This is a genomic window from Ruegeria sp. H3 (genome assembly GCF_056533095.1).
Map to the genome: position 1 here is coordinate 110,072 of NZ_JBQFOD010000003.1, position 23,169 is coordinate 133,240.

The following is a 23,169-nucleotide window of genomic DNA, read 5'->3' on the forward strand; positions in this document are numbered from 1 at the left end:
TTCATGGAAGGTAACGCGCATTTAACTTGAAATCGTCGGGTTTTCCGGCCAGCCTACCCTGCAGTTACCAGTTTTTAAGTTCTCGAGTTCCACTATGTTCCGCATTGCACGGGCAATCTCTGCCCGATTTTCACCTCAGAAACCGCAAGCTGCACCTGATCTCTGTCCAGCTAATTCTGCCTTGGCCGCAGCATTACCCGAACAGGGCCAGTTGAACATTCCCGTTGCCAAGCTTGACCCCAAGGATCTTGTGGGCCGAGAGACGATCGAGCGCGGGCGTCATTTGGCGCGTCAGGATCGGTGGGATGAATTGTCCGCAGAAATGCACGCTGCAGATCAGACAGGCGCGACGGCGCCGGATGGGATGCCGATTGCCGATTTGTTGGGTTTTGGCGCCCGGTCTGACGTGGTTTTGGCGGCGGAACATGCGTTGTCAGATGGCAAGGCCGTTTCCGACTATGATCTTCTGGGGGGAATTTCGGAACTTGAAACCGAGATGCGCGATCATCCGGGTGATCCAATGATTGCTGCAATCGTCGCGCTGGCACATATTGATATTGCGTGGGCTTGGCGAGGCAATTCGGCGGATGCGACTTTGCCTGCGCTGCACAGTTCGCGTTGCGCGGCCCATTTCGATCGCGCCGGGCAAATCCTACCGGACTGCACAGCCACCGCACCCGATAGCCCGCTTATCGCTGCGGCCAACTGTGCGTTGCTAGCCGGTCAACGCAAGGAGACCGCTCGGGTCGCCTATAGGTATGAGCGCCTAATTGACCTCGACCCGAAAAACCAGCGCCATATGCGCGCGATGGGCAGTCATCTGCTGCCTCGCTGGTTCGGCAGCTATGAGGAGCTTGAACTACAAGCCCTACGCAACGCGGCCAGAACACACGACACATGGGGCGCAGGCGGTTACACATGGGTCCAGTTCGACGCCATCGCGATGGATGCCGAAGCTTGCGCGCGGGTGGATGTCGAGTATTTCCTTGAAGGCCTGCGCGATATTCTGCGGCTGCACCCCGGTCAGCAAATGGTTAATATGCTGTCCGCCTATTGCGCGATTACAGTGCAAAATGGACTGGGCTTGAACGAGAAGGCCGATCAGGTCCGCAGCCAGATGCGCGAGACCGCCAATTGGCTGATCCGCGACCACCTGACCGAGCTGCATCCGCTGATTTGGGCCCATGCAACTGCGGGCTTCAACAACTCAGTGCGTATCAATTCACCCGAGCGATTTGCAGCACGTGGACAGCGCGATGCACTGCGTACGATCGGTGATTTCTTCCGGGATGAGTTAGGCAGCGGCAAGGATGTGACTTTTACACCCACCGGTCTGCAATTCTCGCAGCACTGAATCGCGCCTTTCCCCCTTGCCCCTAGGCCCCGCCGGGCCTAATACGCAGGCTTAGACTTCTGCGGAAATGAGGCGCGCCATGCTCGACCTGACATACGAAATGCCCAAAGTTAAAACCATTGCCGGGGCCAAGCACGATTGGGAGCTGGTGATCGGGATGGAGGTGCACGCTCAGGTCTCGTCCAATGCCAAGCTGTTTTCCGGCGCGTCGACCCAATTCGGGGCCGAGCCGAACTCGAACGTGGCCTTCGTGGACGCGGCGATGCCTGGCATGCTGCCTGTGATCAACGAGTATTGCGTCGAACAGGCTGTACGCACCGGGCTGGGCCTGAAGGCGGATATCAACCTGAAATCGGCTTTTGACCGCAAGAACTATTTCTACCCTGACCTGCCGCAGGGCTACCAGATTTCTCAGCTGTACCACCCTATCGTGGGCGAAGGTGAAGTGCTGGTTGAGATGGGCGACGGCACCGCACGTATGGTCCGTATCGAACGCATCCACATGGAGCAGGACGCGGGCAAATCGATTCACGACATGGACCCGCATATGTCCTTCGTCGACCTGAACCGGACCGGCGTTTGCCTGATGGAGATCGTCTCGCGCCCCGACATCCGTGGTCCCGAAGAGGCCGCCGCCTATATCGCCAAACTGCGCCAGATCATGCGTTACTTAGGCACCTGTGATGGTAACATGCAGAACGGCAACCTGCGGGCGGATGTGAACGTTTCGATCTGTTTGCCGGGGGCTTATGAGAAGTATCAGGAAACGCAGGACTTCTCGCATCTGGGCACGCGCTGCGAGATCAAGAACATGAACTCGATGCGCTTTATCCAGCAGGCGATTGAGGTCGAAGCCCGACGTCAGATCGCCATCGTCGAAGCTGGTGGAACGGTAGACCAGGAAACCCGCCTGTACGATCCGGACAAAGGTGAGACCCGCTCGATGCGGTCCAAGGAAGAAGCGCATGATTACCGCTATTTCCCTGACCCGGACCTGCTGCCTTTGGAGATCGAACAGGCATGGGTCGACGACATCGCCGCCAAACTTCCTGAGCTGCCAGACGAGAAAAAAGCGCGGTTCATCGAAGCCTTCGGCCTAACCGACTATGACGCCTCTGTCCTGACCGCCGAGGTCGAAAGCGCCGCCTATTTCGAAGAGGTCGCCAAAGGCCGCAACGGTAAGCTGGCCGCGAACTGGGTCATCAACGAACTGTTTGGTCGCCTCAAGAAAGAAGACCACGAGATCACCGACTCGCCTGTGTCACCGGCGCAGTTGGGCGGGATCATTGATCTGATTTCCTCGGATGCAATCTCGGGCAAGATCGCCAAGGATCTGTTCGAGATCGTCTACACCGAAGGTGGCGATCCGGCGCAGATCGTCGAACAGCGTGGCATGAAGCAGGTCACCGATACCGGCGCCATCGAGGCCGCTTTGGACGAGATCATCGCCGCCAACCCGGCGCAGGTTGAAAAGGCCAAAGTGAACCCCAAGCTGGCAGGCTGGTTCGTCGGTCAGGTGATGAAGGCCACCGGAGGCAAGGCCAACCCCAAGGCCGTCAACGAATTGGTGAGCCAAAAGCTGGGTTCGTAAGCCGCCTTTAAGTGAATGGAACGGAGTCAGGCCACCTGCTTGACTCCGTTTTCTTTTGCGCCCTTTCTTCCGCGCAGGAGAGGTGCCATGACCAAAAAATTCGATCAGGAACTTGAAGACCGTCTGATGCGCTACGCGGCTATCGACAGCCAAAGCGATGAGACATCACCTTCGACCCCAAGTACGCCCATTCAGTTCGACATGCTGAACCTGCTGCAGCAGGAGCTGACTGAAATCGGCGCGCAGGATGTCGAGATGACTGGCGACAGCGTCATTGTGGCGACCATTCCCGGCACCGCCGAAGGGCCGACAGTGGGGTTCCTCGCCCATGTCGACACGGCCCCGCAATTCAATGCAACCGGTGTCAAACCGCGCGCCATCAAAGGGTATAACGGCGGTGAGATCACCTTTCCCGACGATCCCGATTTGGTTCTGTCCCCGGAGGAACACCCTTATCTGGCCGAAAAGATAGGTCATGATCTGGTCACCGCTTCGGGCACCACCCTTTTGGGAGCTGATGACAAGGCCGGCGTGTCGATTCTGATGACCATGGCGCGGCACCTGATCGAAAATCCAGACATTCCACACGGGCCAATCCGCATTGCTTTCACCCCGGATGAAGAAATCGGGCGCGGCGTTACCGAGCAACTGCCAAAGGACCTCAAGGCCGATTTCGCCTATACGCTGGACGGACAAGAGGTGGGCGAGATCGAATATGAAAGCTTCTCGGCCGACCGTGCGGTGATCAAGATCACCGGCGTGTCGATCCATCCCGGTCTGGCGAAGGAAAAGATGGTCAATGCCACCCATCTGGCCGCAAAGATCGTACAGACCCTGCCGCAGGCGACGTTGACCCCCGAAGTCACCGACGGGCGCGAAGGGTTCATCCATGTCACTGACATGAATGGCGGCTCCTCCGAGATGGAGATCAAGCTGATCCTGCGGGATTTCGAGATGGAGGGGCTTGAGGCCCAGCGCGATCTGGTGCGCAAGGTCTGCGACGCTGTTCAGGCCTCCGAGCCACGCGCGACCATCACCTGCGACATCAGCCATCAATACCGCAACATGCGCTATTGGCTCGAGAATGACATGACCCCGGTCGATCTGGCGCGCGAAGCCTGTCAGGAGCTGGGGATCGAGCCCCTCTCGGTTCCGATCCGCGGCGGCACCGATGGCTCTCGCCTGACCGAGTTTGGCACACCCTGCCCCAACCTGTTCACCGGTATGCAGTGTATACATGGACCGCTGGAGTGGATCTCGGTCCAGGACATGGCGCTGGCAACGGAGCTTTGCCTGTCAGTTGTGACCAAAGCGGCACAGGCCAGCGGCAACATGCGGAGCTAAATCTCGCCGATCCCGCAACGATGCTTTCGCCCGGGGACCAGCATGTTAAGTTGGCGCGAATATGGTTTAGGAACAGTTGATGCAGCGCTACGAATACAAGGTCATCCCCGCCCCGCAAAAAGGTGTCAAAGCCAAGGGCGTGAAAACGACCGAGGGCCGCTTTGCCGCCTCGGTCGAGCATGTGTTGAACCAGATGGGACAGGACGGTTGGGAGTATCAGCGCGCGGAACTACTGCCCAGCGAGGAACGCTCGGGCCTGACGGGGTCGACAACTAACTGGCGCAATGTGCTGGTGTTTCGGCGGGCGGTGGCGCAAGACGCGCCAGACGTCGAGACGGCACCCGTGGCTGCAGCCCCAACTCCCAACGAGACGCCTGAAGGCGTACCGTTGGCGCATCCGGTACCTGGGCCGGATGCGGTTCAAGCCCCGGAACCGATTTCAGCCGAAGCAGATGAGCCTCCGCTGACGTTGAAACCCAGTGAAAAAGGCAGTGAAGACACCAAGTAGCGCCCGTTAGGATCGAAAGGCTCTGTGGGTGTGGTTATGATGGCACGGATTTAACCGACGGGATTGAGGTGGTCATCCGTTTAAGGGTTCTAGTCGTATCGTTCTGAGATACCTTTTTTGCATCGATTGGGAACCCAGCCGCGATGAAACCATGCACCTCTTGTCTTCACTTAATCACCGCCATCGCCTGTCAGGTTGCACTGCCCGCCGCTGCACAACAACCGCTGGGTTGGGTCAGCCAGATCGACGGGCTTGCAGTATATCAGAGCAGCGCAGATCTGGATCAGGGTGGGGACTTTAGTGCGACGCGCTCGTTCCTGCGGGCCACAGGATTGTATAATTTCGACAGCGAAACCTCGCTCGGTTTTTCGCTCAGCTACGGTCAGATAGACTATGATTTCAGCGCGGCCGGTAACCAGCCTTGGAACGATATTCGCGACATCCGAATTTCAGCTCCGCTTCGTTTTCAGGCCGGGCAACGAACCAATGTGTTCATATCTCCCCAGGTCAGATGGGACTATCAAAGCAGTGCGGAGTTGTCTGATGGCCGTACCTATGGCGTTTTTGCAGGTATTGCGTGGCGCCTGAGCGAAAGCCTGACCATCGGCCCTGCTCTAGGGGCCTTCACACAACTGGAAGACAGCGGCGTGGAAGTCTTTCCGGCACTGTTGGTCGACTGGGACATCAATGATCGCTGGAATCTGAACACTGGATCAGGAATTGGTGCCACGCGCGGGCCCGGGTTGACTCTCAGCTATGCGATGAATGGCGATTTCAGCCTCTCGCTTTCCGCCCGGTCCGAGAAAATCCGCTTTCGGTTGGACGACAGCGGGCTAGCGCCCAACGGGATTGGCGAAGATCAGAGCATCCCGGTCGTCGCATCTCTAAACTACGCGCCAAATCCCGGCCTGTCGGTAACCGTCTTTGCAGGGGCAGAATTCGATGGTCGACTGACACTAGAGGACGAAACCGGCACTGAGATCAGCCGTCAAAGCTATGACACAGCCCCACTTGTCGGTCTCGCCTTTCGGTTGCGGTTCTAAACGCATTCAGACGTCGATATCCAACGCCAGTGCGTGGATGCGTGGCAAGACATCGCCCAACGCCTTGTGCACCGCCCGGTGACGCGCGACGCGCGATTGACCCTCGAACGCGGCGGCGCGGATGCGGACGTTGAAATGGCTCTCCCCGCCTTCCTGAAAGCCTGCATGGCCGCGATGGCTTTCGCTGTCGTCGATCACCTCTAACTCTCGCGGGTCAAAGGCGGCTTGAAGGCGGGTTCGGATGTCCTCGGTTATGCTCAATTTTGTGCTCAGCGGCAAAAAACTTGCCGCCCCCCTCTTCTACTTTCGGCAGCTTAGACTAAACTGCTGCCTCCGAGTCGAAAAGATGCGTTCGTGAGGATAAAGTATGGCGAAATCAGACCCCTTTGGATTCGATATGTCCGTTTCCAGCGCCAAGAAAAAGAACCCGCGCGGGCGTCGGGGCATGTCGGGTGCGTCTGAAACCTCGGTGCGAATCTGTGACCATCCCGGATGTCAGGAGCCCGGAAAGTACCGCGCACCCAAGGCCCCGGATGTGTTGGATGATTTCTACTGGTTCTGCCAACAACATGTGCGTGAATATAACCAGAAATGGAACTTCTTTGATGGCACGACCGAGGCCGAGCTGAATGCGCAACGCTCGAAAGACAAGGTGTGGGAACGTGAAACAAAGCCCATGGGCGACCCTGAAGCCCGCGCTTGGGCCCGTCTGGGCATCGAGGACCCGCATCAGGTTCTAGGCGCAAACAGCACCCAAAACAAAGGTCGCACGTCGGGTGGCGGTGGGCGCCGCCTTCCGCCGACCGAGCGTCGCGCCATTGAGATTCTTGAGGCCAATGACAGCTGGTCCAAAGCCGAAGTACGCAAAGCCTATAAAAAGCTGATCAAGGTCCTGCACCCTGACATGAATGGCGGCGACCGGTCACAAGAGGAACAGCTGCAAGAGGTGGTCTGGGCCTGGGATCAAATCAAGGACAGCCGGAACTTTAAGTAGCTTGGGGCTGAAGGTTAGTCCTTTATCGCAAGCTCTAAGATATTAAGCAGGCTGGCTGCGCCTTCGGCCAGATCCATCCCAAGCTCTGCTTTGTCAGCCGGGGACAAGTTTGACCACAGGCAGCCCGTGTGATCGCCTTTCAAAATCACCGCATCCGCGCGACCGGTTTCAACATCCAGTGTCATGCTGAGGTCTTCGGTTTCCATCTGCAACGCAGGCGCCCCGTGGGTCAAATGGCGCAAGGCGGCCTTTCGCTCGGATTGCAGCTCTGCAATGCGCTGTTCGCGTTCAGCCTGATGTAGCGTGGCTGCTTTGTCCATGTCTTTGCGCCAAGCACGCATCGCAGCAAGCACTGCGCCCCCTGCCGTAAGCGGCAACAATGGTGGGCACAGGACCCCAACCACAACACCCAACCCGACCCCGGCCCCGACGCCATGTTTCAGAGCTCGCCCCCCTGCATTCAGCCGCATGGATATCGGAGTCAAAACGGTGTCAGACAGTGCACCAGACACGGTTTTCTGCAAATTCTCGAACAATGCCGGAGCAGACGCGGAGCGAGATAATGTACCTGAAACACCGCTCTGAAGGCCGCTAACCAAACTAGGCATTGCAGTTGCATGCGATTTCGCACCCTGCCACGCGGAGTCCGAAGCCGAAGCAAGGCCATCGAGCGCGCGCGTAAGGCGCGACGGCTTTTGATAGGGTTCGTCCGGGACTGCTGCATATTGGGCAAGCACCCCAAGCTCGGTCTTGGCATCCATCAATTTGGATTGTTCCATGCGTCGTCTAGCTTCTTTGGCCAGCTGCGCAGCTCGATGAACCGAAATCAGAATCTGGTGTTTTTCATCATCCGATACAGACACCATCTGATCCATGTCATCGAATATCGACATGATGGCGAGGAAGCTTGGTACATGAACGATATGGAACGCCCTGTTTTGCCGCCACTTGGCAGGCTCGGCTTTTAGGGCTTTGTCTATGTAGACCAGATCATCCTTTAGAGTTCCAATAGCGCGTCCGAAATCTCGATCAACGGATTGGCGTCTTTCAACGAGCTTGGCTAGAGCATTAATATTGCTCAATTTTTCATCATCAATATCAATCATTTCTAAACTAGAACACGCTCTACATAATCGATCTTTTGTTGGTCGTAATCCTACCGACAGATGCATCGGGTTTCGAGTTATTTCTGTCAGAAACGAATTTTCGCGCGCTTTTCAGGACTCTCAAAATAACCGAGGCGCCGCACTGAACCGTTAACCGGCTTTTGCGTCCTCAACCTGTTACAAAGCCTTGCTACGGCCTGTCCCCATGGGCTGCGCATATTGCCCATATTCGAACATGACCTGTGACAACGGAATTCGATATGGAACCCCTCATCTATCACGTTCATACGATTGCTCTTTGTGTTGCTCTGGGCTCGGCCCTGTTGCTGAGCGGATATCTTTCTCTGAATCTGCGCCTTCCGCAGTTTGGCCTATGGCCCAGCGCCAGCGGATGGCGACATCATACGGCTTTTGGCCTGTTTCGGCTGTTCTGCGGAGCAACGGTTGTGTTTGCCCTGTCCGAGGTCTGGGTGAATGGCTGGGGCCATTGGAGCCGCTATGTGCTGGGACTGCCGATCATGGTGATGTCCTTTGGCATCACGCTTTGGGGCTATCGGTTCCTGGGGCTCGATAACACCTATTGCGAAAGTGATGGGCTGGTGACCGGCGGCATGTATGCCTATTCGCGCAATCCGCAATACGTCACCTCGGTTCTGGCAACCATTGGCTTGGGTATCGCCAGCGGGTCTTGGCTGACCCTTGGTCTGGCCGCTATTCTGTTCGTGATCTACTTTCTGTTCGTTCTGAACGAAGAACGCTGGCTGCTGCAGGGTTATGGCCGCGCATTCCGCGACTACATGCATCAGACCCCGCGTTTCGTTGATGAACGCAGCCTAATCCGGATGCGTGACGCCATTCTGGATTAAGCGTGGTTCTGCCCGCCATAAGGCCAGTTTGAAAGAAAGATCCTGTCAGCCATTTCATCACGCGGCTTTCCCTTGCCCTTGTCTGCAATATGTTGCACCACACACGGGTTCAAACCCGGTGAACGGGCCAAAGGATAAGGACAAGGCGCATGGCTGACGGATCGATCGACATCAACGCAAAACCAACCGAAGAGATTTCGGTCCGTGAAGTGTTCGGAGTTGACAGCGACATGGCGGTCAAGGGTTTTGCGGAAGCAAGTGACCGTGTACCGGTCATCGACCCAACCTACAAGTTCGACCCGGAAACCACGCTGGCGATCCTGGCGGGCTTTGCCCATAACCGCCGCGTGATGATCCAGGGCTATCACGGCACGGGTAAATCGACCCATATCGAACAGGTTGCCGCCCGCCTGAACTGGCCCGCCGTGCGTGTGAACTTGGACAGCCACATCAGCCGGATCGATCTGATCGGTAAGGATGCGATCAAACTGCGCGACGGCAAGCAGGTCACCGAATTCCACGAGGGCATCCTGCCATGGGCCCTACGCAACCCGGTTGCCATCGTGTTCGACGAATACGACGCGGGCCGGGCCGACGTGATGTTTGTGATCCAACGCGTGCTGGAGCATGACGGCAAGCTGACCTTACTGGACCAAAACGAAATCATCACACCGAACCCTAATTTCCGCCTGTTTGCCACGGCAAACACCGTGGGTCTGGGCGACACCACCGGCCTCTACCACGGCACGCAGCAGATCAACCAGGCGCAGATGGACCGCTGGTCTCTTGTCTCGACGCTAAACTACCTCAGCCACGATGCCGAGACGATGATCGTGCTGTCCAAAGCGCCGCTGTACAACACCGCCGAGGGCCGCAAGACCGTCAGCCAGATGGTTACCGTTGCCGACCTGACCCGGACCGCCTTCATGAACGGTGACCTGTCGACCGTGATGAGCCCTCGGACCGTGATCAACTGGGCCCAGAATGCCGAGATATTCCGCGATGTCGGCTACGCCTTCCGTCTGTCCTTCCTGAACAAGTGTGATGAGTTGGAGCGGCAGACCGTGGCCGAGTTCTATCAGCGTTGCTTCGACGAGGAACTGCCAGAAAGCGCAGCGAGCGCCAGCGTGGGGTGACGGGGGACCGCCATGCATATCGGATTGATTGGCGGGATCGGTGTTGCTGCAACGGTGGTTTACTATCAGCGGCTGAGTGCGGCGATGGCGGCGCGTGGAAAGCCGATGGAACTGACCATCATACATGCGGATGTGCAGGAATTGATCCGCAACAATCTGGCGGACAAACGGGATGCACAGGCGCGGGTCTACGCAGGGCTCATTGATCGCCTTAAAGCGGCAGGTGCGGATTGTGCAGCAATCACGTCGCTGGGTGGGCATTTCTGCTATGATGAAACCGTGCCGTTGTCTTCGTTGCCCCTTATTTCGGCTGTAAAGCCTCTGGATGCGCATTTCGCCTCGCAGGGGTTTGGCACTGTTGGGCTGCTGGGAACGCGTGTTGTGATGCAGACCAAACTTTATGGTCAGCTTGGGCAAACCCGGGCGGTTGCGTTGGAAGATGAGATCGAAGTGCTGGGACAAACCTATCAGAATATGGCGGTTGCCGGGATTTGCTCGGATCGGGATCGCGCGCTGTTTCTGGACGCAGGTCGCCGTATGGTGGATGATTTGAATGCCGACGCCATCGTTTTGGCCGGGACAGATCTGAACCTTGCCTTTGACGGGCGAGATCCCGGCTATAGAGTTGTTGATGCGCTGGATGTCCACGTGGACGTGCTGGCGTGTCTGGCAAGTGATGAAATGACGCTTGAAGAAGCAGGGGCGGACAGATGAGTAAACCAAACGACAATCCTGCTGATCCGTTCAAGAAGGCCCTGGCCGAGGCCACCAAGGTCATGGCCGACGATCCTGAGTTGTCGGTAAGCTACACGGTCGACCCGTCTGGCCTATCGGGTGAATCGATGCGTCTGCCTCAGGTCAGCCGCCGGATGACCCGCGAAGAGGTTCTACTGGCGCGGGGTACAGCGGATGCCCTGGCCTTGCAACGCCGCTATCATGACGACGCGACCCATGCGCGCTATGCCCCTCCGGGCGATATGGCGCGCGACCTCTACGAGGCGATGGAGACCGCGCGGTGCGAGGCGATGGGCGCGCGGGACATGCCTGGTACGGCGTCGAATATCGATGTGAAAATCGGCCATGAAGCGCTGCGGCGCGGATATGATCAGTGCAAACAACCGGCCGAGGCGCCTTTGTCCGTGGCCGCGGGCTACCTGATCCGGCATCTGGCCACGGGGCGCGATCTGCCGCCTGCGGCTGAGAATGTCATGAACCTGTGGCGCGGGTTTATCGAGGAACAGGCAGGTGGCACGCTGGAAAACCTCGATGACATCCTTTCGGATCAGGCCGAGTTCGCCAAATTCACCCGGCAGGTGATCAAGGATCTCGGTTATGGTGACCAGTTGGGCGACGACCCGGATGAGCTGGACGACGAACAAGAAGATCAGGCCGAAGAAGACGCTGAAGAGCAGCCCGATCCTGACAGCACCGGGCAGGATGATCAGGACGAACAAGACGCCGACGCCACCCCTGAGCAAACGCAGGAAGAACAGCAGGATCAGTCTCAGGCGCAGGTCTCGATGGATGAGATGGCCGACGAAGAGCTGTCGGATGAAGCCGAGATGCCAGATGGAGAGGCCCCGCTGGAGCCGCCTGCCCCTCCACCCGCCTCCGAGGCTGACCCGGACTACAAGGTCTACCTGAACACTCATGACGAAGAGATTGCCGCCGAGGACCTGGCCGAACCGGCCGAGTTGGAACGGCTGCGCGCCTATCTCGATCAGCAGCTGGATCAGCTGAAAGGCGCGGTTAGCCGTCTGGCCAATAAGCTGCAGCGCCGCCTGCAGGCGCAACAGAACCGGTCTTGGGAGTTCGACCGCGAAGAAGGAATTCTGGATGCCGGTCGGTTGGCCCGCGTGGTCGCAAATCCAACCACTCCGCTGAGCTTCAAGGTCGAAAAGGATACCGAGTTCCGCGATACGGTGGTGACCCTTCTGCTGGACAACTCTGGTTCAATGCGCGGACGCCCGATCTCGATCGCGGCTGTTTGTGCGGATGTTCTGGCCCGGACGCTGGAGCGCTGCAATGTGAAGGTCGAAATTCTGGGCTTTACCACACGGGCATGGAAAGGCGGACAGGCGCGCGAGGCATGGCTGAACGATGGCCGCCCACAGCAACCCGGTCGTCTGAACGATTTGCGTCACATCATCTATAAGGGGGCCGATGCGCCCTGGCGGCGTGCACGGGCCAATCTGGGCCTGATGATGAAAGAAGGGCTGCTGAAGGAAAACATCGACGGTGAGGCACTGGAATGGGCTCATCGCCGCATGCTGGCCCGGCGCGAGCAACGCAAGATCCTGATGGTAATCTCGGATGGTGCGCCGGTCGATGATTCAACGCTCAGCGTGAACCCGGCGAATTATTTGGAAAAACACCTGCGCGATGTGATTGCGATGGTGGAAAAGCGCAAGATGGTCGAACTGCTGGCCATCGGTATCGGCCATGACGTAACCCGCTACTACGACCGCGCGGTGACCATTACCGATGTCGAGCAACTGGCCGGTGCGATGACTGAACAGTTGGCCGCGCTGTTTGACAGCGATCCTCGCGCCCGTGCCCGCGTCATGGGAATGAAGAAGGCAAGCTAGGCTTGCTGCGCCCGAAGGGTCCAGAGGCCTGATAAGAAGGCGAAAATGCCCTGAAGGAACGGTCGGCGAGACCTCTTGGTACGGGCAGCGTCGTTGCGCATTTGGTAGCGTGTTGGCTGGTGCTGCAGAAGCGCTGTGTCAAAGGGTGGTAGCATGTTGAAATCTCCTGATGTTGATTGTGATTTTGCCACCCAGCTAAGCTGAGCGCTTGAAGGCCGCATTGAGAAATCCCTAAGAAACCTTTGGGATTGCCATTGGCGCTTGTGAGACCGCCCAAAACCAGATGTAGTGATCCCATGCGCTATGAATTTGCAGATTGTGTTCTGGACGTGGATCGTCACGTTCTGACCCGCCAGGGCGAGGCGGTGCCTGTTGAGCCGCAGGTCTTCGATCTGCTGAAACTTCTGGCTGAACACCCCGGCAAACTGGTGGCACGTGATGAGATCATCGAGCGGGTCTGGAACGGGCGCTTCGTATCGGAATCCACCATCAGCGCCCGCGTGGCCGCCGCAAGGCGAGCTGTTGGAGATGATGGCAAGGCGCAGCGGATCATCCGCACAATCGTGCGCCGCGGGCTGCAATTGGCCGCGGATGTCACATGCGAAGGCGATCCTGAACACGGCCCCGCACCGCAGCATACGCAAAGACTACGCTACGCGCACGGCAAGAATGGACTGGTTGTTCCATATACCCTCAACGGTGAGGGCCTTCCGGTGCTTCGCATCGGATCGGTTATCCATGATCTGGAAGCAGAATGGCGCTTAACCTCTGAGCGAAAACGCCTGACGGATTTGGCAAATCGTTTCCACCTTTTGCGATACAACAAGGACCACGGCGTAAGTTCGAACAACGACCATCAGGCGGTCTACGACCACCGACTGGAAGAGATTCTGACCGTGGCAGATGCAGTGGATTTCGACCGTTTCTCGATCATCGGAGAGTTTGGCGGCGCCTTTCCTGCTCTTCACTTTGCAGCGCGTCATTCTGATCGGGTCAACAAACTGGTTATCGCCGGAGGTTGGGCAGAAGGCCGCGATCATCGTGCAGATAGTGAACAACCAGATTCGATCAGAACACTGATCGCCGAAGGCTGGCATATGCCCGGCGGTGGATATGCTATTGGCTCAACGCTCAGCTATTTTCCAGATGGACCATTGGATGATGTCCGCGACATGGTGACGGAGATGCAAACGCTTTATTCGCGCGATCAGAAACTGCACTATCGCGATGTTGGCAATAGCATGACAGCAATGGACCTTCTGCCGCAGGTAAGGTGCCCAACTCTGATCCTACATGGACGACACGCGACTGTTCATCCCTTGTCCGAAGCGCACAAGCTCGCGTCCGGTATACCTGACGCGTCTCTCGTTATACTGGAGACCGCAAACCAAATCCCGTTGCCCGGCAACAAAGCCTATGCCGCCTATATCAATGCAATTGATGACTTTCTGAACTCGGGCGCATAGCAGAGCTATCGCAAGCTGGACATTTCCCCCGACAAGCCGCAGGTTTCAGCACAAATCGTCCGAAGCAAGAGGCCCTTATGTTCCAGTCTTTCCAAGTCACCGCGCGCCGAGAACAGGGGCCACCCCGGCTGGCTGCACTGCGCGCCGAGATTGCGCGCGCGGGGCTCGATGGGTTTCTGATTCCCCGCGCGGATGCGCATCAAGGTGAATACGTAGCGCCTCGGGATGAACGTCTGGCCTGGTTGACGGGTTTTACAGGCTCTGCCGGGTTCTGCGCCGCCCTGCGGGAAGTGGCTGGTTTGTTCATCGATGGGCGTTACCGCACGCAGGTTAAGGCGCAGGTCGCTGATGATTACACTCCCGTCCCATGGCCGGATGTCAGCCTAAGCACCTGGCTGAAAGAGCAATTGCCGCAAGGTGGAAAGATCGGATTTGATCCCTGGCTGCACGCGGCGGGGCAAATCTCTACCGCGGAAAAGGAGCTTGAAGGCAGCGGAATCGAACTGGTGCGCTCCGACAATCTGGTCGACCAAGTGTGGGAGAACCAGCCTGCCCCGCCGATGAACCCGGTCAAAGCACACCCGTTAGAGTTTGCCGGAGAAGCCGCGCGTGACAAGATCACGCAATTGGCGAGTGGGCTACAGGACGCAGGGTGTACGGCAGCGCTGATCACATTGCCGGATTCGATCATGTGGCTGCTGAACATTCGCGGCTCTGATATCGCCTATAATCCGGTTGCTCATGGTTTCGCAATCTTGCACGCCGCAGGTCAGGTGGATTTGTTCATGGCCGCGCAGAAACTTGTCGAGGTGCGCGATCATCTGGATGATGAGGTTTCGATCCATGACCCTGTTGATTTTCTGGATGCGGTTCAGAAGTTGGACGGGCGTGTTCAGGTCGACGCAGGCACGGTGCCGCAAATCGTAGCAGATATGCTGGGCGACAAGATGGTCGATGGTGGCGATCCCTGCGCCCTACCTAAGGCCTGCAAAAACCCCGCTGAGATTGCAGGCAGCGCCGAGGCGCATCTGCGCGATTCGGTTGCAGTTGTCGAGACCCTGTGTTGGCTGGATGCGCAACAGCCCGGCAGCGTGACCGAAACGCGGGTCGTGACCCGGTTGGAAGAAAACCGGCGCAAGGACAACGCCTTGCAGGATATCTCATTCGACACGATTTCAGGTACCGGCCCAAATGGGGCCATCATGCATTATCGGGTGACTGAAGAGACCGACAGTCAGCTGCAGAATGGCCACCTGCTGGTTCTGGACAGCGGCGGGCAGTATCTGGACGGCACCACTGACATCACCCGAACCATCGCGATTGGTGAGGTGGGTGACGACGAAAAAGCCTGTTTCACCCGTGTTCTGAAAGGCATGATCAACCTCTCGATGTTGCGCTGGCCCGTCGGTCTGGCTGGACGTGACATCGAATGCATCGCGCGCGCGCCACTGTGGCTGGCCGGGCAGGATTTCAATCACGGCGTCGGCCATGGTGTGGGCGCATATCTCAGCGTGCACGAAGGCCCACAGCGCCTGTCACGCGTCAGCCATGTGCCGCTGAGACCCGGGATGATCTTGTCCAACGAACCAGGATACTACCGCGAAGGGGCCTTTGGCATACGCATCGAAAATCTGGTCGTCGTCGAAGATGCCCCAGCCCTGCCTGGTGGCGATGATGAACGTGCGATGCTGCATTGGCGCACTCTGACCTATGTACCTATTGATCGCCGGTTGATCGTTGTGGATATGCTGACCGCCGCCGAACGCAGCTGGCTAAATGCTTATCACCACGACGTTGCGGAAAAAATCCGACCGAGGCTGGGCGCTGACGCTCAACTGTGGTTGGATGCCGCAACAGCGCCAGTCTGACACTGGGCTGTTACATAGAACGGGCAGAGGAGAGCCCCACGCGACGCTGAGGGAAAGGCAAGAAATGACAGAGATCACAATCGAGAAAGCTGATGGCAAGTGGAGCGTCCGCTCGGGCGGTGCCATTCTGGGCGAAACAAACAATGCTCTGATACTGCTGGAAGGCGATCTGGAACCCGTGATCTATTTCCCTCGGTCTGACATCGCGATGGCTTTTCTGGACCAGACCGAGAAGGTCACGCATTGCCCGCACAAAGGGGATGCGACCCATTTCTCGATCGTCAACAAGTCATCGGTCACCGAAAATGCAGCGTGGAGCTATGAGAGCCCGATACCCGGCGTAGCGCAGATCAAGGACTACATCGCGTTTTATCCGGTGGAGTCGGTGAAGGTTGAACAGATCTGACAGTTTAGTGCACTGTCAGACTGACCTACGCACAGATTTGGTACCGGGTTAATCCGGTTCGAAGCTCAAAATATCGCCCGGCTGGCAGTCCAAATATCTGCAGATAGCCTCCAGCGTTGAGAACCTGACACCCTTGATTTTGCCGGACTTGATCAACGACAAGTTGGTTTCGGACAATCCGATTGCCGCAGCCAACTCACGCGAGGAGACCTTGCGCTTAACAAGCATCAGGTCGAGATTTACCTGAATAGCCATGGTGCCCCCTAGAGAAAGTGCTTGTTTTCGTCTTCGGCCTGCCAGGCGCGTTCTAACGTTTGGGATATTGCAAGCAACACCACACCCGTAATCGCAAAAACAATATCCAAGTCGAGCGGCGCCCAACTAAAATCAAAGCCTTCGGTTGATTCCAATCCAATTACGATCAGATGCGGCATGACGAGAGCTATTACGTTGTAGCCGATCCAAAATCCGATCAGCCCCCAGGCCATATGCCGCAGGTTTCGTCCAAGATCCCGAAAATCCTGTTCTGGCCCTCCCTTGAGCACTAGCCATGCACCGCGAAAGGCGCCAGCAAGGGACACGAGCGCCATCAGGGTTAAAATCAGACCAACAACCAGCGTCCAGAATGGCGGCGAAGTGTCTTGTTCGGGAAAGTCGAACATATCCCAAACCAGGCCGTGAACCCCCAACATCTCACCAATCCAGACAAATCCGAACAATAGGAAATAGTAGCTCAGACTAAGCGCCATGGCGGCTTTTGCGAAAAAAGTCATCGGTCCTCCTGCAGTAGCAAGCGTTCTTTAGCGCAAATCATCAAATCAATAAATCCTTACTTTACGTAATTTAAATAAAACATAAAAAAGTTGTTGATTTATTGAGATTGAAACTCTACCTCAGCTTCCGAGCAATTCAGACTGAACAGAAGGACAAAAGTTTATGAAAATGACAAAAGCATATGGGTTGATGGCGCTTGGACTAACCCTAACCGCGTGCGCAGACGCGAATGACCCACTGATCGTTGACGGGCACCGAAACCCAAACTTCCAATCAGATCTGGCAGCGTGCGAGCAGGTGTCTTTGCAAAAAGAGAAATCCAATGACTCTGCTATCGCAGGTGCCATAGTAGGCGGGCTTGTAGGTGCTGCCGAAGCCGATAGCGGAGATGCGCTTGCCGGGCTGGGTGTCGGCGCAGCTGTCGGAGGGCTTCTGGGAACGGCAGAAGACTCTAGCGAGCTAGATGAAGCGAGAAAGAGTATTGTTTTTAACTGCATGCGCGGTCGAGGGCACAATGTTGTCGGCTAGGCTGAGACGCACCCGCCGCTGGCGCTTTGGAAAGTATGCTGCTGTAATGGCAGCATTGGTGGCGGTCGTGCTATCTGGCTGTACCCAGATGGCTGTTATGGCGTGGAACCAGGTCCCAATGACCGAGTTCCGCGTCGAAGGCACAAAGCTGTTTATGCATGGAGCGATCAACTCGAAAACCCTAAAACAATTCGAGGAAATCTATGCCCAATACCCCGACATCGAGACCCTGGTTGAACTTGATGTGCCGGGCTCACTGGATGACGATACCATGATCGCACTGGCCTACCGAGTGCGCGAACTGGGCCTCAACACGCATCTCACATCATCCAGTCTCATCCACTCGGGCGGGGTTGATCTTTTTCTGGCAGGTGTCAGAAGAACCATGGATGACGGGGCAGAGATTGGTGTACACGCATGGACAGATGGTTCAAAAGAAGCATCCGACTACCCGCGCGGCGCGCCTGAACACAAGCAAAACCGACTTTATGTCGAACGCATGCTAGGGCATGACGCTTTCTACTGGTTCACAATCGACGCGGCCCCGGCTGACGACATACACAAGATGTCAAAATCCGAGATCCGCAAATACGGATTGCTAACTGAGTGACACACTTAGGATCTTGACCTTCGGTTGGGATGCAGGGGTCGCTCCTCGAATATGCCGATTTATTCAAATGCGATGTGTTTGGAATCGGCTGCGACGCGCGAAAGGAAAGGCTCACGCCCCAATCACGACGCTGTTGAATGAAAGTGAGTGCAACTGAAGGCATACTATACATGTACGACCTTGGAGGATGCCATGTCAGTTTCACGCCGCAGCTTTGTTGGGGGGCTGGGTCTCAGCGCGCTGGCACCACGAGTGCTATGGGCGCAGCAGGGCCCGGTGCTCGAGGCGCTGCGCAGCACGCTTTATTCCGGTCGAACCGAGTTTGAGGCGCAGATGACCTATCTGACGCAGCGCGGAAAGCCGGATGTGGTGCCTGCCCTGCTGACCGCCATGCGATACGGGGATCGGCGACGGGATGAAATCTCGGAGGTGATGGAAACCCTCAGTGGGCAAAAGCTGGGCACCGATTGGTTTGATTGGATGCTCTGGCAAGAGCGGAACCCGCAGCTGATCCCCCACCCATCGCTGATCCCCTTCAAGCGTGAGGTTCTGCTGGGCCTCGACCAAAACTTTGATCTGTTCCTTCGGCCCGAATACCTGGCACGGGATCGGATGAAAATCAGGCTGGAAGAGATCGCCTGGGGTGGGGTTTATAAAGACGGTATCCCTTCGTTGGACAATCCAACCCTCATCTCGGCGGCTGATGCCAGCTACCTCAAGGGTGACGATCTGGTCTTTGGCGTCGCGATCAACGGGGATGTACGCGCCTATCCGCTGCGGATCATGGGGTGGCATGAAATGTTCAACGAAGTGATCGGAGGAGTTCCGGTCGCACTTGCCTATTGTACCCTTTGCGGGTCAGGCATTTTGTTTGAAACGCAGGTTTCGGGGCGGCGCAAACCGTTTGTCTTTGGCTCCTCTGGCTTCCTCTACCGGTCGAACAAACTAATGTTTGACCGCGAGACACATTCGCTGTGGAACCAATACACCGGCAAACCCGTGGTTGGCCCGTTGGTCGACAGCGGGATCGAGTTGAAGCAGCGTCCGGTGGTGATCACGACCTGGGACAATTGGAAGACCTCGCATCCTGGTACCCGCGTACTGTCGCTGGATACCGGGCATCGCCGAAACTATGGGTCTGGCGTGGTCTACCGCGAGTATTTCGCCTCGCCCGAACTGATGTTCCCCGCGCAGGTCGATCAATCCCAGCACCGACAAAAGGACTACATCTTTACGATTCGTCAGTTCGGTGCTGCGCGGGCATGGCCTTTGGACGCGTTCAGCCGTACCCGTGTGATCAATGATGCAATTGCGAACCGCCCTCTGGTTCTGATCGGAAACCCGGATCGCCGGACCGTGCGGGCTTATGAGCGGGCGGGGCACAGATTCAAAGCCTCTGACGTTGGGCTGGTAGATGAGTCTGGTCGGAAGTGGACCCTGTCCGAAGAGATGTTAACCGGACCAGATGGCGCGCAACTGCCGCGCGTCGCCGGGCATATCTCTTATTGGTTTGCTTGGGATAACTATCTGGGTGACGCTGCCAGCGTCTATGGTGGCTAGGAATGCTCTTCGGCCGCAGTGGCCGCCAACGCCCTGTTATAAGCCTTCAACGCATCGACATGATAGAGCGCGCCGATCGGGGTTTCTGACCCATCCTCTTCAAGCACAATCACCGGAATGCATGGAATGTCTTCTCGGTCGAAATAGGGCATGGCGGCTTCCAGTGTGGCGCTCGCTTTGACGCAGAGGCCTCGCGCGATCAGTTCCTGCGCCTCATCCGCCGTTATCGAGCGCGGGTCGCCTATTGGCCGCATCACCGCCCCGGCACGCAGCATGGCAAGCAGATAAGCTTGCGGGCCAGCGGCCAGATGCACATTTCGACGCTCCAGCTGGGTCAGGAAGAAAGACCGGTCCACCAAACGAGATGCCAGCGCCGTCGACATCGAAACCGAAACCATCACCGCCAAACCGATCTGCCAGTCTCCGGTCAGTTCGAACACAATGAGTGTGGTTGAAATCGGCGCGCCCAACACCGCAGCTGCAACCGCACCCATGCCTGCAAAGGCATAAAGCGTATGAGTTCCTGATACATCCGGTAGTAAACCCGTTGCAATCAGGCCAAAGGCGAGCCCGGTCAAAGCCCCAATCATCAGAGAGGGCGAAAACACCCCACCCCCCATACGGCCCCCCATGGTGATTGCAACCGCCACGGTTTTTATCACTGCAAACAAGATGGCGGTGGTCAGCAACAGATCGCCGGTCAAGGCACGGATCGTGGTTTCATAGCCGACCCCGACTATATGCGGAAACCAGATGGCCAAAAGACCCAGCATCGCACCGGACACAGCCGGACGCAGCCATCCCGGCAAGGACAGGCGGTTCTGGACGTGGGTGCCGATGTCTTCGGCGAAAAAGATTGAGCGCATCAATACCAAAGCAACGAGACCGCAGATCAGGCCGAGGATCAGAAACGCGGGCAGTTCCACATAGAATTTCAGCGACCCAGGCGTATCCAGCGCGAATTGAGTCACATCCCCATAGGCCAGCCGGTTGATCACCGTTCCTGCGACCGAGGCAATGACGATGGGTGCAAAAGCGTGAACTGCGAAATGGCGCAGCACGACCTCAAGCGCGAACAAAGCCCCAGCAATGGGCGCGTTGAAACTGGCCGAGACAGCAGCCGCGACAGCGCACCCCAACAGGTCCCTGCCTGTGATCCCATCCGCATGAATACGGTTGCTGACCCATGTTGAAATAACCCCTGCCATATGCACAACCGGCCCTTCTCGACCGGTCGAACCGCCCGAGCTGAGCGTGATAAGTGAGGCGAAGAATGAGGCGATACCCGCCTTCGTCTCGACCCGGCCATCGGTGATCGCAGCACCTTCGATCACATCCGCGACCGACCGTACACGGCCATCATCAGTGAACCGGTTTAGGATCACGCCAACAAGCAAACCGCCCAGGATCGGGATAATCAGAACCATGTACCACGGCAGTTTCTCGGCATGGCTGTGCAGCAGCAAGATATTATCTGTATCGTACAGATAGGCCTGCAAAAACTGGATTGCCTTGCGAAACCCCAGGGCCATGAACCCGGCGGCAATCCCGATCACCAAAGCGATGAACCAGAACTGTATTTGACTGGGCCCGCGTCGGCGCATCACCCAAAAGGCATCCTTGATCGCGGCGATGGCCTGATTCAGCTGGTTGCGCAGTACGGTATAGGTTGATTGAGTCATCTGCCTTCGGGGCTCGTCACTTAACCCTTAGTAAGCCAAGGGGCGGTCATATAAAAGCATGGCAGGACAAAGAAGGCGGCGCTGATACATCACGCCTTCAACAGCGCACGTGCTGCGGCCCGCGCCTCGTCGGTGATCGTATCGCCCGAAACCATCCGCGCAATTTCGTCCACACGGTCACCTTCGGCCAGCGGGACAACGGTCGACAGCGTGTGCCCGTCGCTGACCTGTTTCTGCACCCGCCAGTGGTGTGCTGCCCGTGCGGCCACTTGAGGCGAGTGTGTCACGACAAGAACCTGCCCTCCCTGCGCCAACGCCGCCAACCGGCGGCCAACCGCATCGGCGGTGGCGCCTCCAACGCCCCGGTCAATCTCATCAAAAATCATGGTGCGCGCACTGTCATCGCCAGACAGACAGACCTTGAGCGCCAGTAGAAAGCGGCTAAGCTCGCCGCCAGAAGCGATCTTGTTCAACGGACCCGATGGTGCGCCGGGGTTCGTGGCCACGGTAAATGCAACCGCGTCGATACCTTCGGGACCCGGCTCCGCTATAGTGATTTCGGACTGGAACACGGCGCGTTCCATTTTGAGCGGCGCAAGCTCGGCCATGACCGCTGCATCCAATTGACCGGCCGCCTTTTGACGGGCCGTACTGAGGGTCGCAGCCTCGGCGTTGTAAGCGGCCTGCGCGGCCTCGACTGATGCGCGTCGTTCGGCCAGATCGGCATCGCCTGCATCCAAACGACCCAGCCGATCCCGCAGGGTATTCGCAAAGGCCCCTAGGTCATCCGGGGCGACATCATGCTTTCTGGCAAGTGCGCGGATCGCAAACAGGCGCTCCTCGGCCGCTTCCAGCTCGGCCGGGTTGAAATCCAGCGCTTGAAGGCAGGCGTTCACGCCGTCCTGTGCTTCGCCCAGCTCGATCAGCGCGCGGCCTAATGCACCGATTGGCCCTTCCAACTGCCCGCCTGCATTGTCCGAGACACCTTCCAGCCAGCGCATCGCATCCGACATCGCCCCTTCGGCCCCTTCGCCACCCAGCAGGTCAAAAGCCCGGGCGACATCATCGCGGATCCGTTCAGCCCCCTGCATCATGCGGCGGCGGGCGTCCAATTCAGCATCTTCACCCGGCTGAGGGGCCAGCTTGTCCAGCTCGGCAACGGAATGGCGCAGGAATTCTTCCTCAGCGCGCATCACGGTCAGCGCCGCCTCGGTCTCGGCCAGCGCTTTGCGGCTGCGCGACATTTCGGACCATGCGCGGCGCACTGCGGCTAGTTGCTCCGAGACCTGAGCGTAGTCGTCCAACAGCAGGCGATGCCCCCGTGGGTTCAACAATCCGCGATCATCATGCTGGCCGTGAAGCTCGACCAGAGTCTCGGACAAGGCGCGCAGAACTTCACCGGAACAGCGGCGGTCATTGACCCAGGCGGTCTTACGGCCTTCGGCAGTGTTGACACGGCGCAGGATCAACTCCTCTCCACCCGGCAAACCTGCCTCGGCCAAAACCTCATGTGCGGGATGGCCTTCGGTCAGTTCGAATTCGGCCACGACCTCGCCTTGCGCAGCCCCTTGCCGGACCAGTTCGGCCCGCCCGCGCCAGCCCAGAACAAATCCCAGCGAATCCAGAAGGATCGACTTACCCGCCCCGGTCTCACCGGTCAGCGCGTTCAGTCCCGGCTGGAAGGTCAATTCCAGCCGGTCGATGATCAGCATGTCACGGATATCTAAGGCACGCAGCATCGGGTG

22 protein-coding genes are annotated in these 23,169 nt (G+C 57.6%); 16 read left to right on the forward strand and 6 right to left on the reverse strand.

All coding sequences use genetic code 11. The annotated features are described in order from the left end of the window. Nucleotides 1-94 precede the first annotated feature (94 nt). From ACR0JE_RS04930 to ACR0JE_RS04950, 5 genes are all read left to right on the forward strand, one after another. Nucleotides 95-1,354, forward strand: coding sequence for a hypothetical protein (locus ACR0JE_RS04930; protein ID WP_480863364.1), 1,260 nt, complete (start codon nt 95-97; stop codon nt 1,352-1,354). Between the two features lie 79 nt (nt 1,355-1,433). Then, nucleotides 1,434-2,945 carry an Asp-tRNA(Asn)/Glu-tRNA(Gln) amidotransferase subunit GatB gene (gatB, locus tag ACR0JE_RS04935; protein WP_480863365.1) on the forward strand — a complete coding sequence of 504 codons (1,512 nt, stop codon included), beginning with the start codon at nt 1,434-1,436 and terminating at the stop codon, nt 2,943-2,945. A gap of 87 nt (nt 2,946-3,032) precedes the next feature. Then, nucleotides 3,033-4,289: a peptidase T gene (gene pepT, locus ACR0JE_RS04940; RefSeq protein ID WP_480863366.1), complete on the forward strand. Its 1,257-nt coding sequence runs from the start codon at nt 3,033-3,035 to the stop codon at nt 4,287-4,289. A 79-nt stretch (nt 4,290-4,368) separates the two neighbouring features. Further along, nucleotides 4,369-4,797: a DUF4177 domain-containing protein gene (locus ACR0JE_RS04945; RefSeq protein WP_480863367.1), complete on the forward strand. Its 429-nt coding sequence runs from the start codon at nt 4,369-4,371 to the stop codon at nt 4,795-4,797. Between the two features lie 143 nt (nt 4,798-4,940). Then, nucleotides 4,941-5,840, forward strand: coding sequence for a hypothetical protein (locus tag ACR0JE_RS04950; RefSeq protein ID WP_480863368.1), 900 nt, complete (start codon nt 4,941-4,943; stop codon nt 5,838-5,840). A gap of 6 nt (nt 5,841-5,846) precedes the next feature. On the opposite strand, the gene ACR0JE_RS04955 is transcribed toward ACR0JE_RS04950, so the two are convergent. Beyond that, the gene (locus ACR0JE_RS04955) at nt 5,847-6,101 is read right to left on the reverse strand and encodes a BolA family protein (protein WP_480540724.1); all 255 of its coding nucleotides are present in this window, start codon (nt 6,099-6,101) and stop codon (nt 5,847-5,849) included. A gap of 106 nt (nt 6,102-6,207) precedes the next feature. On the opposite strand from ACR0JE_RS04955, the gene ACR0JE_RS04960 reads away from it, so the two are divergent. After that, on the forward strand, nt 6,208-6,834 hold the full coding sequence (locus tag ACR0JE_RS04960; protein ID WP_170532183.1) for a J domain-containing protein: 627 nt from the start codon (nt 6,208-6,210) through the stop codon (nt 6,832-6,834). A gap of 14 nt (nt 6,835-6,848) precedes the next feature. Here the strand turns inward: ACR0JE_RS04960 and ACR0JE_RS04965 are convergent, their stop codons facing one another. After that, nucleotides 6,849-7,916 carry a hypothetical protein gene (locus tag ACR0JE_RS04965; RefSeq protein WP_480863369.1) on the reverse strand — a complete coding sequence of 356 codons (1,068 nt, stop codon included), beginning with the start codon at nt 7,914-7,916 and terminating at the stop codon, nt 6,849-6,851. 284 nt (nt 7,917-8,200) lie between these two features. Here ACR0JE_RS04965 and ACR0JE_RS04970 point away from each other — a divergent pair, with 284 nt between their 5' ends. The 7 genes from ACR0JE_RS04970 (at nt 8,201) to ACR0JE_RS05000 (ending at nt 16,270) form a co-directional block, all read left to right on the forward strand. Further along, nucleotides 8,201-8,806 (forward strand): methyltransferase family protein, encoded by a 606-nt coding sequence (locus tag ACR0JE_RS04970; protein ID WP_480540720.1) that lies wholly within the window; start codon nt 8,201-8,203, stop codon nt 8,804-8,806. A 149-nt stretch (nt 8,807-8,955) separates the two neighbouring features. Beyond that, nucleotides 8,956-9,942, forward strand: a complete 987-nt coding sequence (gene cobS, locus ACR0JE_RS04975) for a cobaltochelatase subunit CobS (protein ID WP_480547707.1) — start codon at nt 8,956-8,958, stop codon at nt 9,940-9,942. 12 nt (nt 9,943-9,954) lie between these two features. After that, on the forward strand, nt 9,955-10,656 hold the full coding sequence (locus ACR0JE_RS04980; protein WP_480863370.1) for an aspartate/glutamate racemase family protein: 702 nt from the start codon (nt 9,955-9,957) through the stop codon (nt 10,654-10,656). Next, nucleotides 10,653-12,530 carry a cobaltochelatase subunit CobT gene (gene cobT, locus ACR0JE_RS04985; RefSeq protein WP_480863371.1) on the forward strand — a complete coding sequence of 626 codons (1,878 nt, stop codon included), beginning with the start codon at nt 10,653-10,655 and terminating at the stop codon, nt 12,528-12,530. The genes ACR0JE_RS04980 and cobT overlap by 4 nt, the downstream gene beginning before the upstream one ends. Before the next feature lie 296 nt (nt 12,531-12,826). After that, nucleotides 12,827-13,996 (forward strand): alpha/beta hydrolase, encoded by a 1,170-nt coding sequence (locus tag ACR0JE_RS04990; RefSeq protein ID WP_480540714.1) that lies wholly within the window; start codon nt 12,827-12,829, stop codon nt 13,994-13,996. A gap of 77 nt (nt 13,997-14,073) precedes the next feature. Beyond that, the gene (locus ACR0JE_RS04995; protein ID WP_480863372.1) at nt 14,074-15,864 is read left to right on the forward strand and encodes an aminopeptidase P family protein; all 1,791 of its coding nucleotides are present in this window, start codon (nt 14,074-14,076) and stop codon (nt 15,862-15,864) included. A 64-nt stretch (nt 15,865-15,928) separates the two neighbouring features. Then, the gene (locus ACR0JE_RS05000; protein WP_480863373.1) at nt 15,929-16,270 is read left to right on the forward strand and encodes a DUF427 domain-containing protein; all 342 of its coding nucleotides are present in this window, start codon (nt 15,929-15,931) and stop codon (nt 16,268-16,270) included. A gap of 48 nt (nt 16,271-16,318) precedes the next feature. Here the strand turns inward: ACR0JE_RS05000 and ACR0JE_RS05005 are convergent, their stop codons facing one another. After that, a complete protein-coding gene (locus ACR0JE_RS05005) occupies nt 16,319-16,525 on the reverse strand; it encodes a helix-turn-helix domain-containing protein (protein WP_480540708.1) in 207 nt (68 codons plus the stop codon). A gap of 8 nt (nt 16,526-16,533) precedes the next feature. Further along, nucleotides 16,534-17,043 (reverse strand): hypothetical protein, encoded by a 510-nt coding sequence (locus ACR0JE_RS05010; RefSeq protein WP_480540706.1) that lies wholly within the window; start codon nt 17,041-17,043, stop codon nt 16,534-16,536. A 163-nt stretch (nt 17,044-17,206) separates the two neighbouring features. On the opposite strand from ACR0JE_RS05010, the gene ACR0JE_RS05015 reads away from it, so the two are divergent. From ACR0JE_RS05015 to ACR0JE_RS05025, 3 genes are all read left to right on the forward strand, one after another. Beyond that, nucleotides 17,207-17,572: a glycine zipper family protein gene (locus ACR0JE_RS05015; protein WP_480540704.1), complete on the forward strand. Its 366-nt coding sequence runs from the start codon at nt 17,207-17,209 to the stop codon at nt 17,570-17,572. Between the two features lie 46 nt (nt 17,573-17,618). Beyond that, nucleotides 17,619-18,182, forward strand: coding sequence for an alpha/beta hydrolase (locus tag ACR0JE_RS05020; RefSeq protein ID WP_480863374.1), 564 nt, complete (start codon nt 17,619-17,621; stop codon nt 18,180-18,182). 192 nt (nt 18,183-18,374) lie between these two features. Then, a complete protein-coding gene (locus ACR0JE_RS05025) occupies nt 18,375-19,742 on the forward strand; it encodes a DUF3179 domain-containing protein (protein ID WP_480863375.1) in 1,368 nt (455 codons plus the stop codon). Here ACR0JE_RS05025 and ACR0JE_RS05030 read toward each other — a convergent pair. Together ACR0JE_RS05030 and recN are read right to left on the reverse strand one after the other, a co-directional pair. Beyond that, entirely contained in the window at nt 19,739-21,424 is a 1,686-nt protein-coding gene (locus ACR0JE_RS05030) for a chloride channel protein (RefSeq protein WP_480540699.1), read from the reverse strand. The genes ACR0JE_RS05025 and ACR0JE_RS05030 overlap by 4 nt on opposite strands. Before the next feature lie 89 nt (nt 21,425-21,513). Continuing rightward, a complete protein-coding gene (gene recN / locus ACR0JE_RS05035; protein ID WP_480863376.1) occupies nt 21,514-23,163 on the reverse strand; it encodes a DNA repair protein RecN in 1,650 nt (549 codons plus the stop codon). Nucleotides 23,164-23,169: the final 6 nt, after the last annotated feature.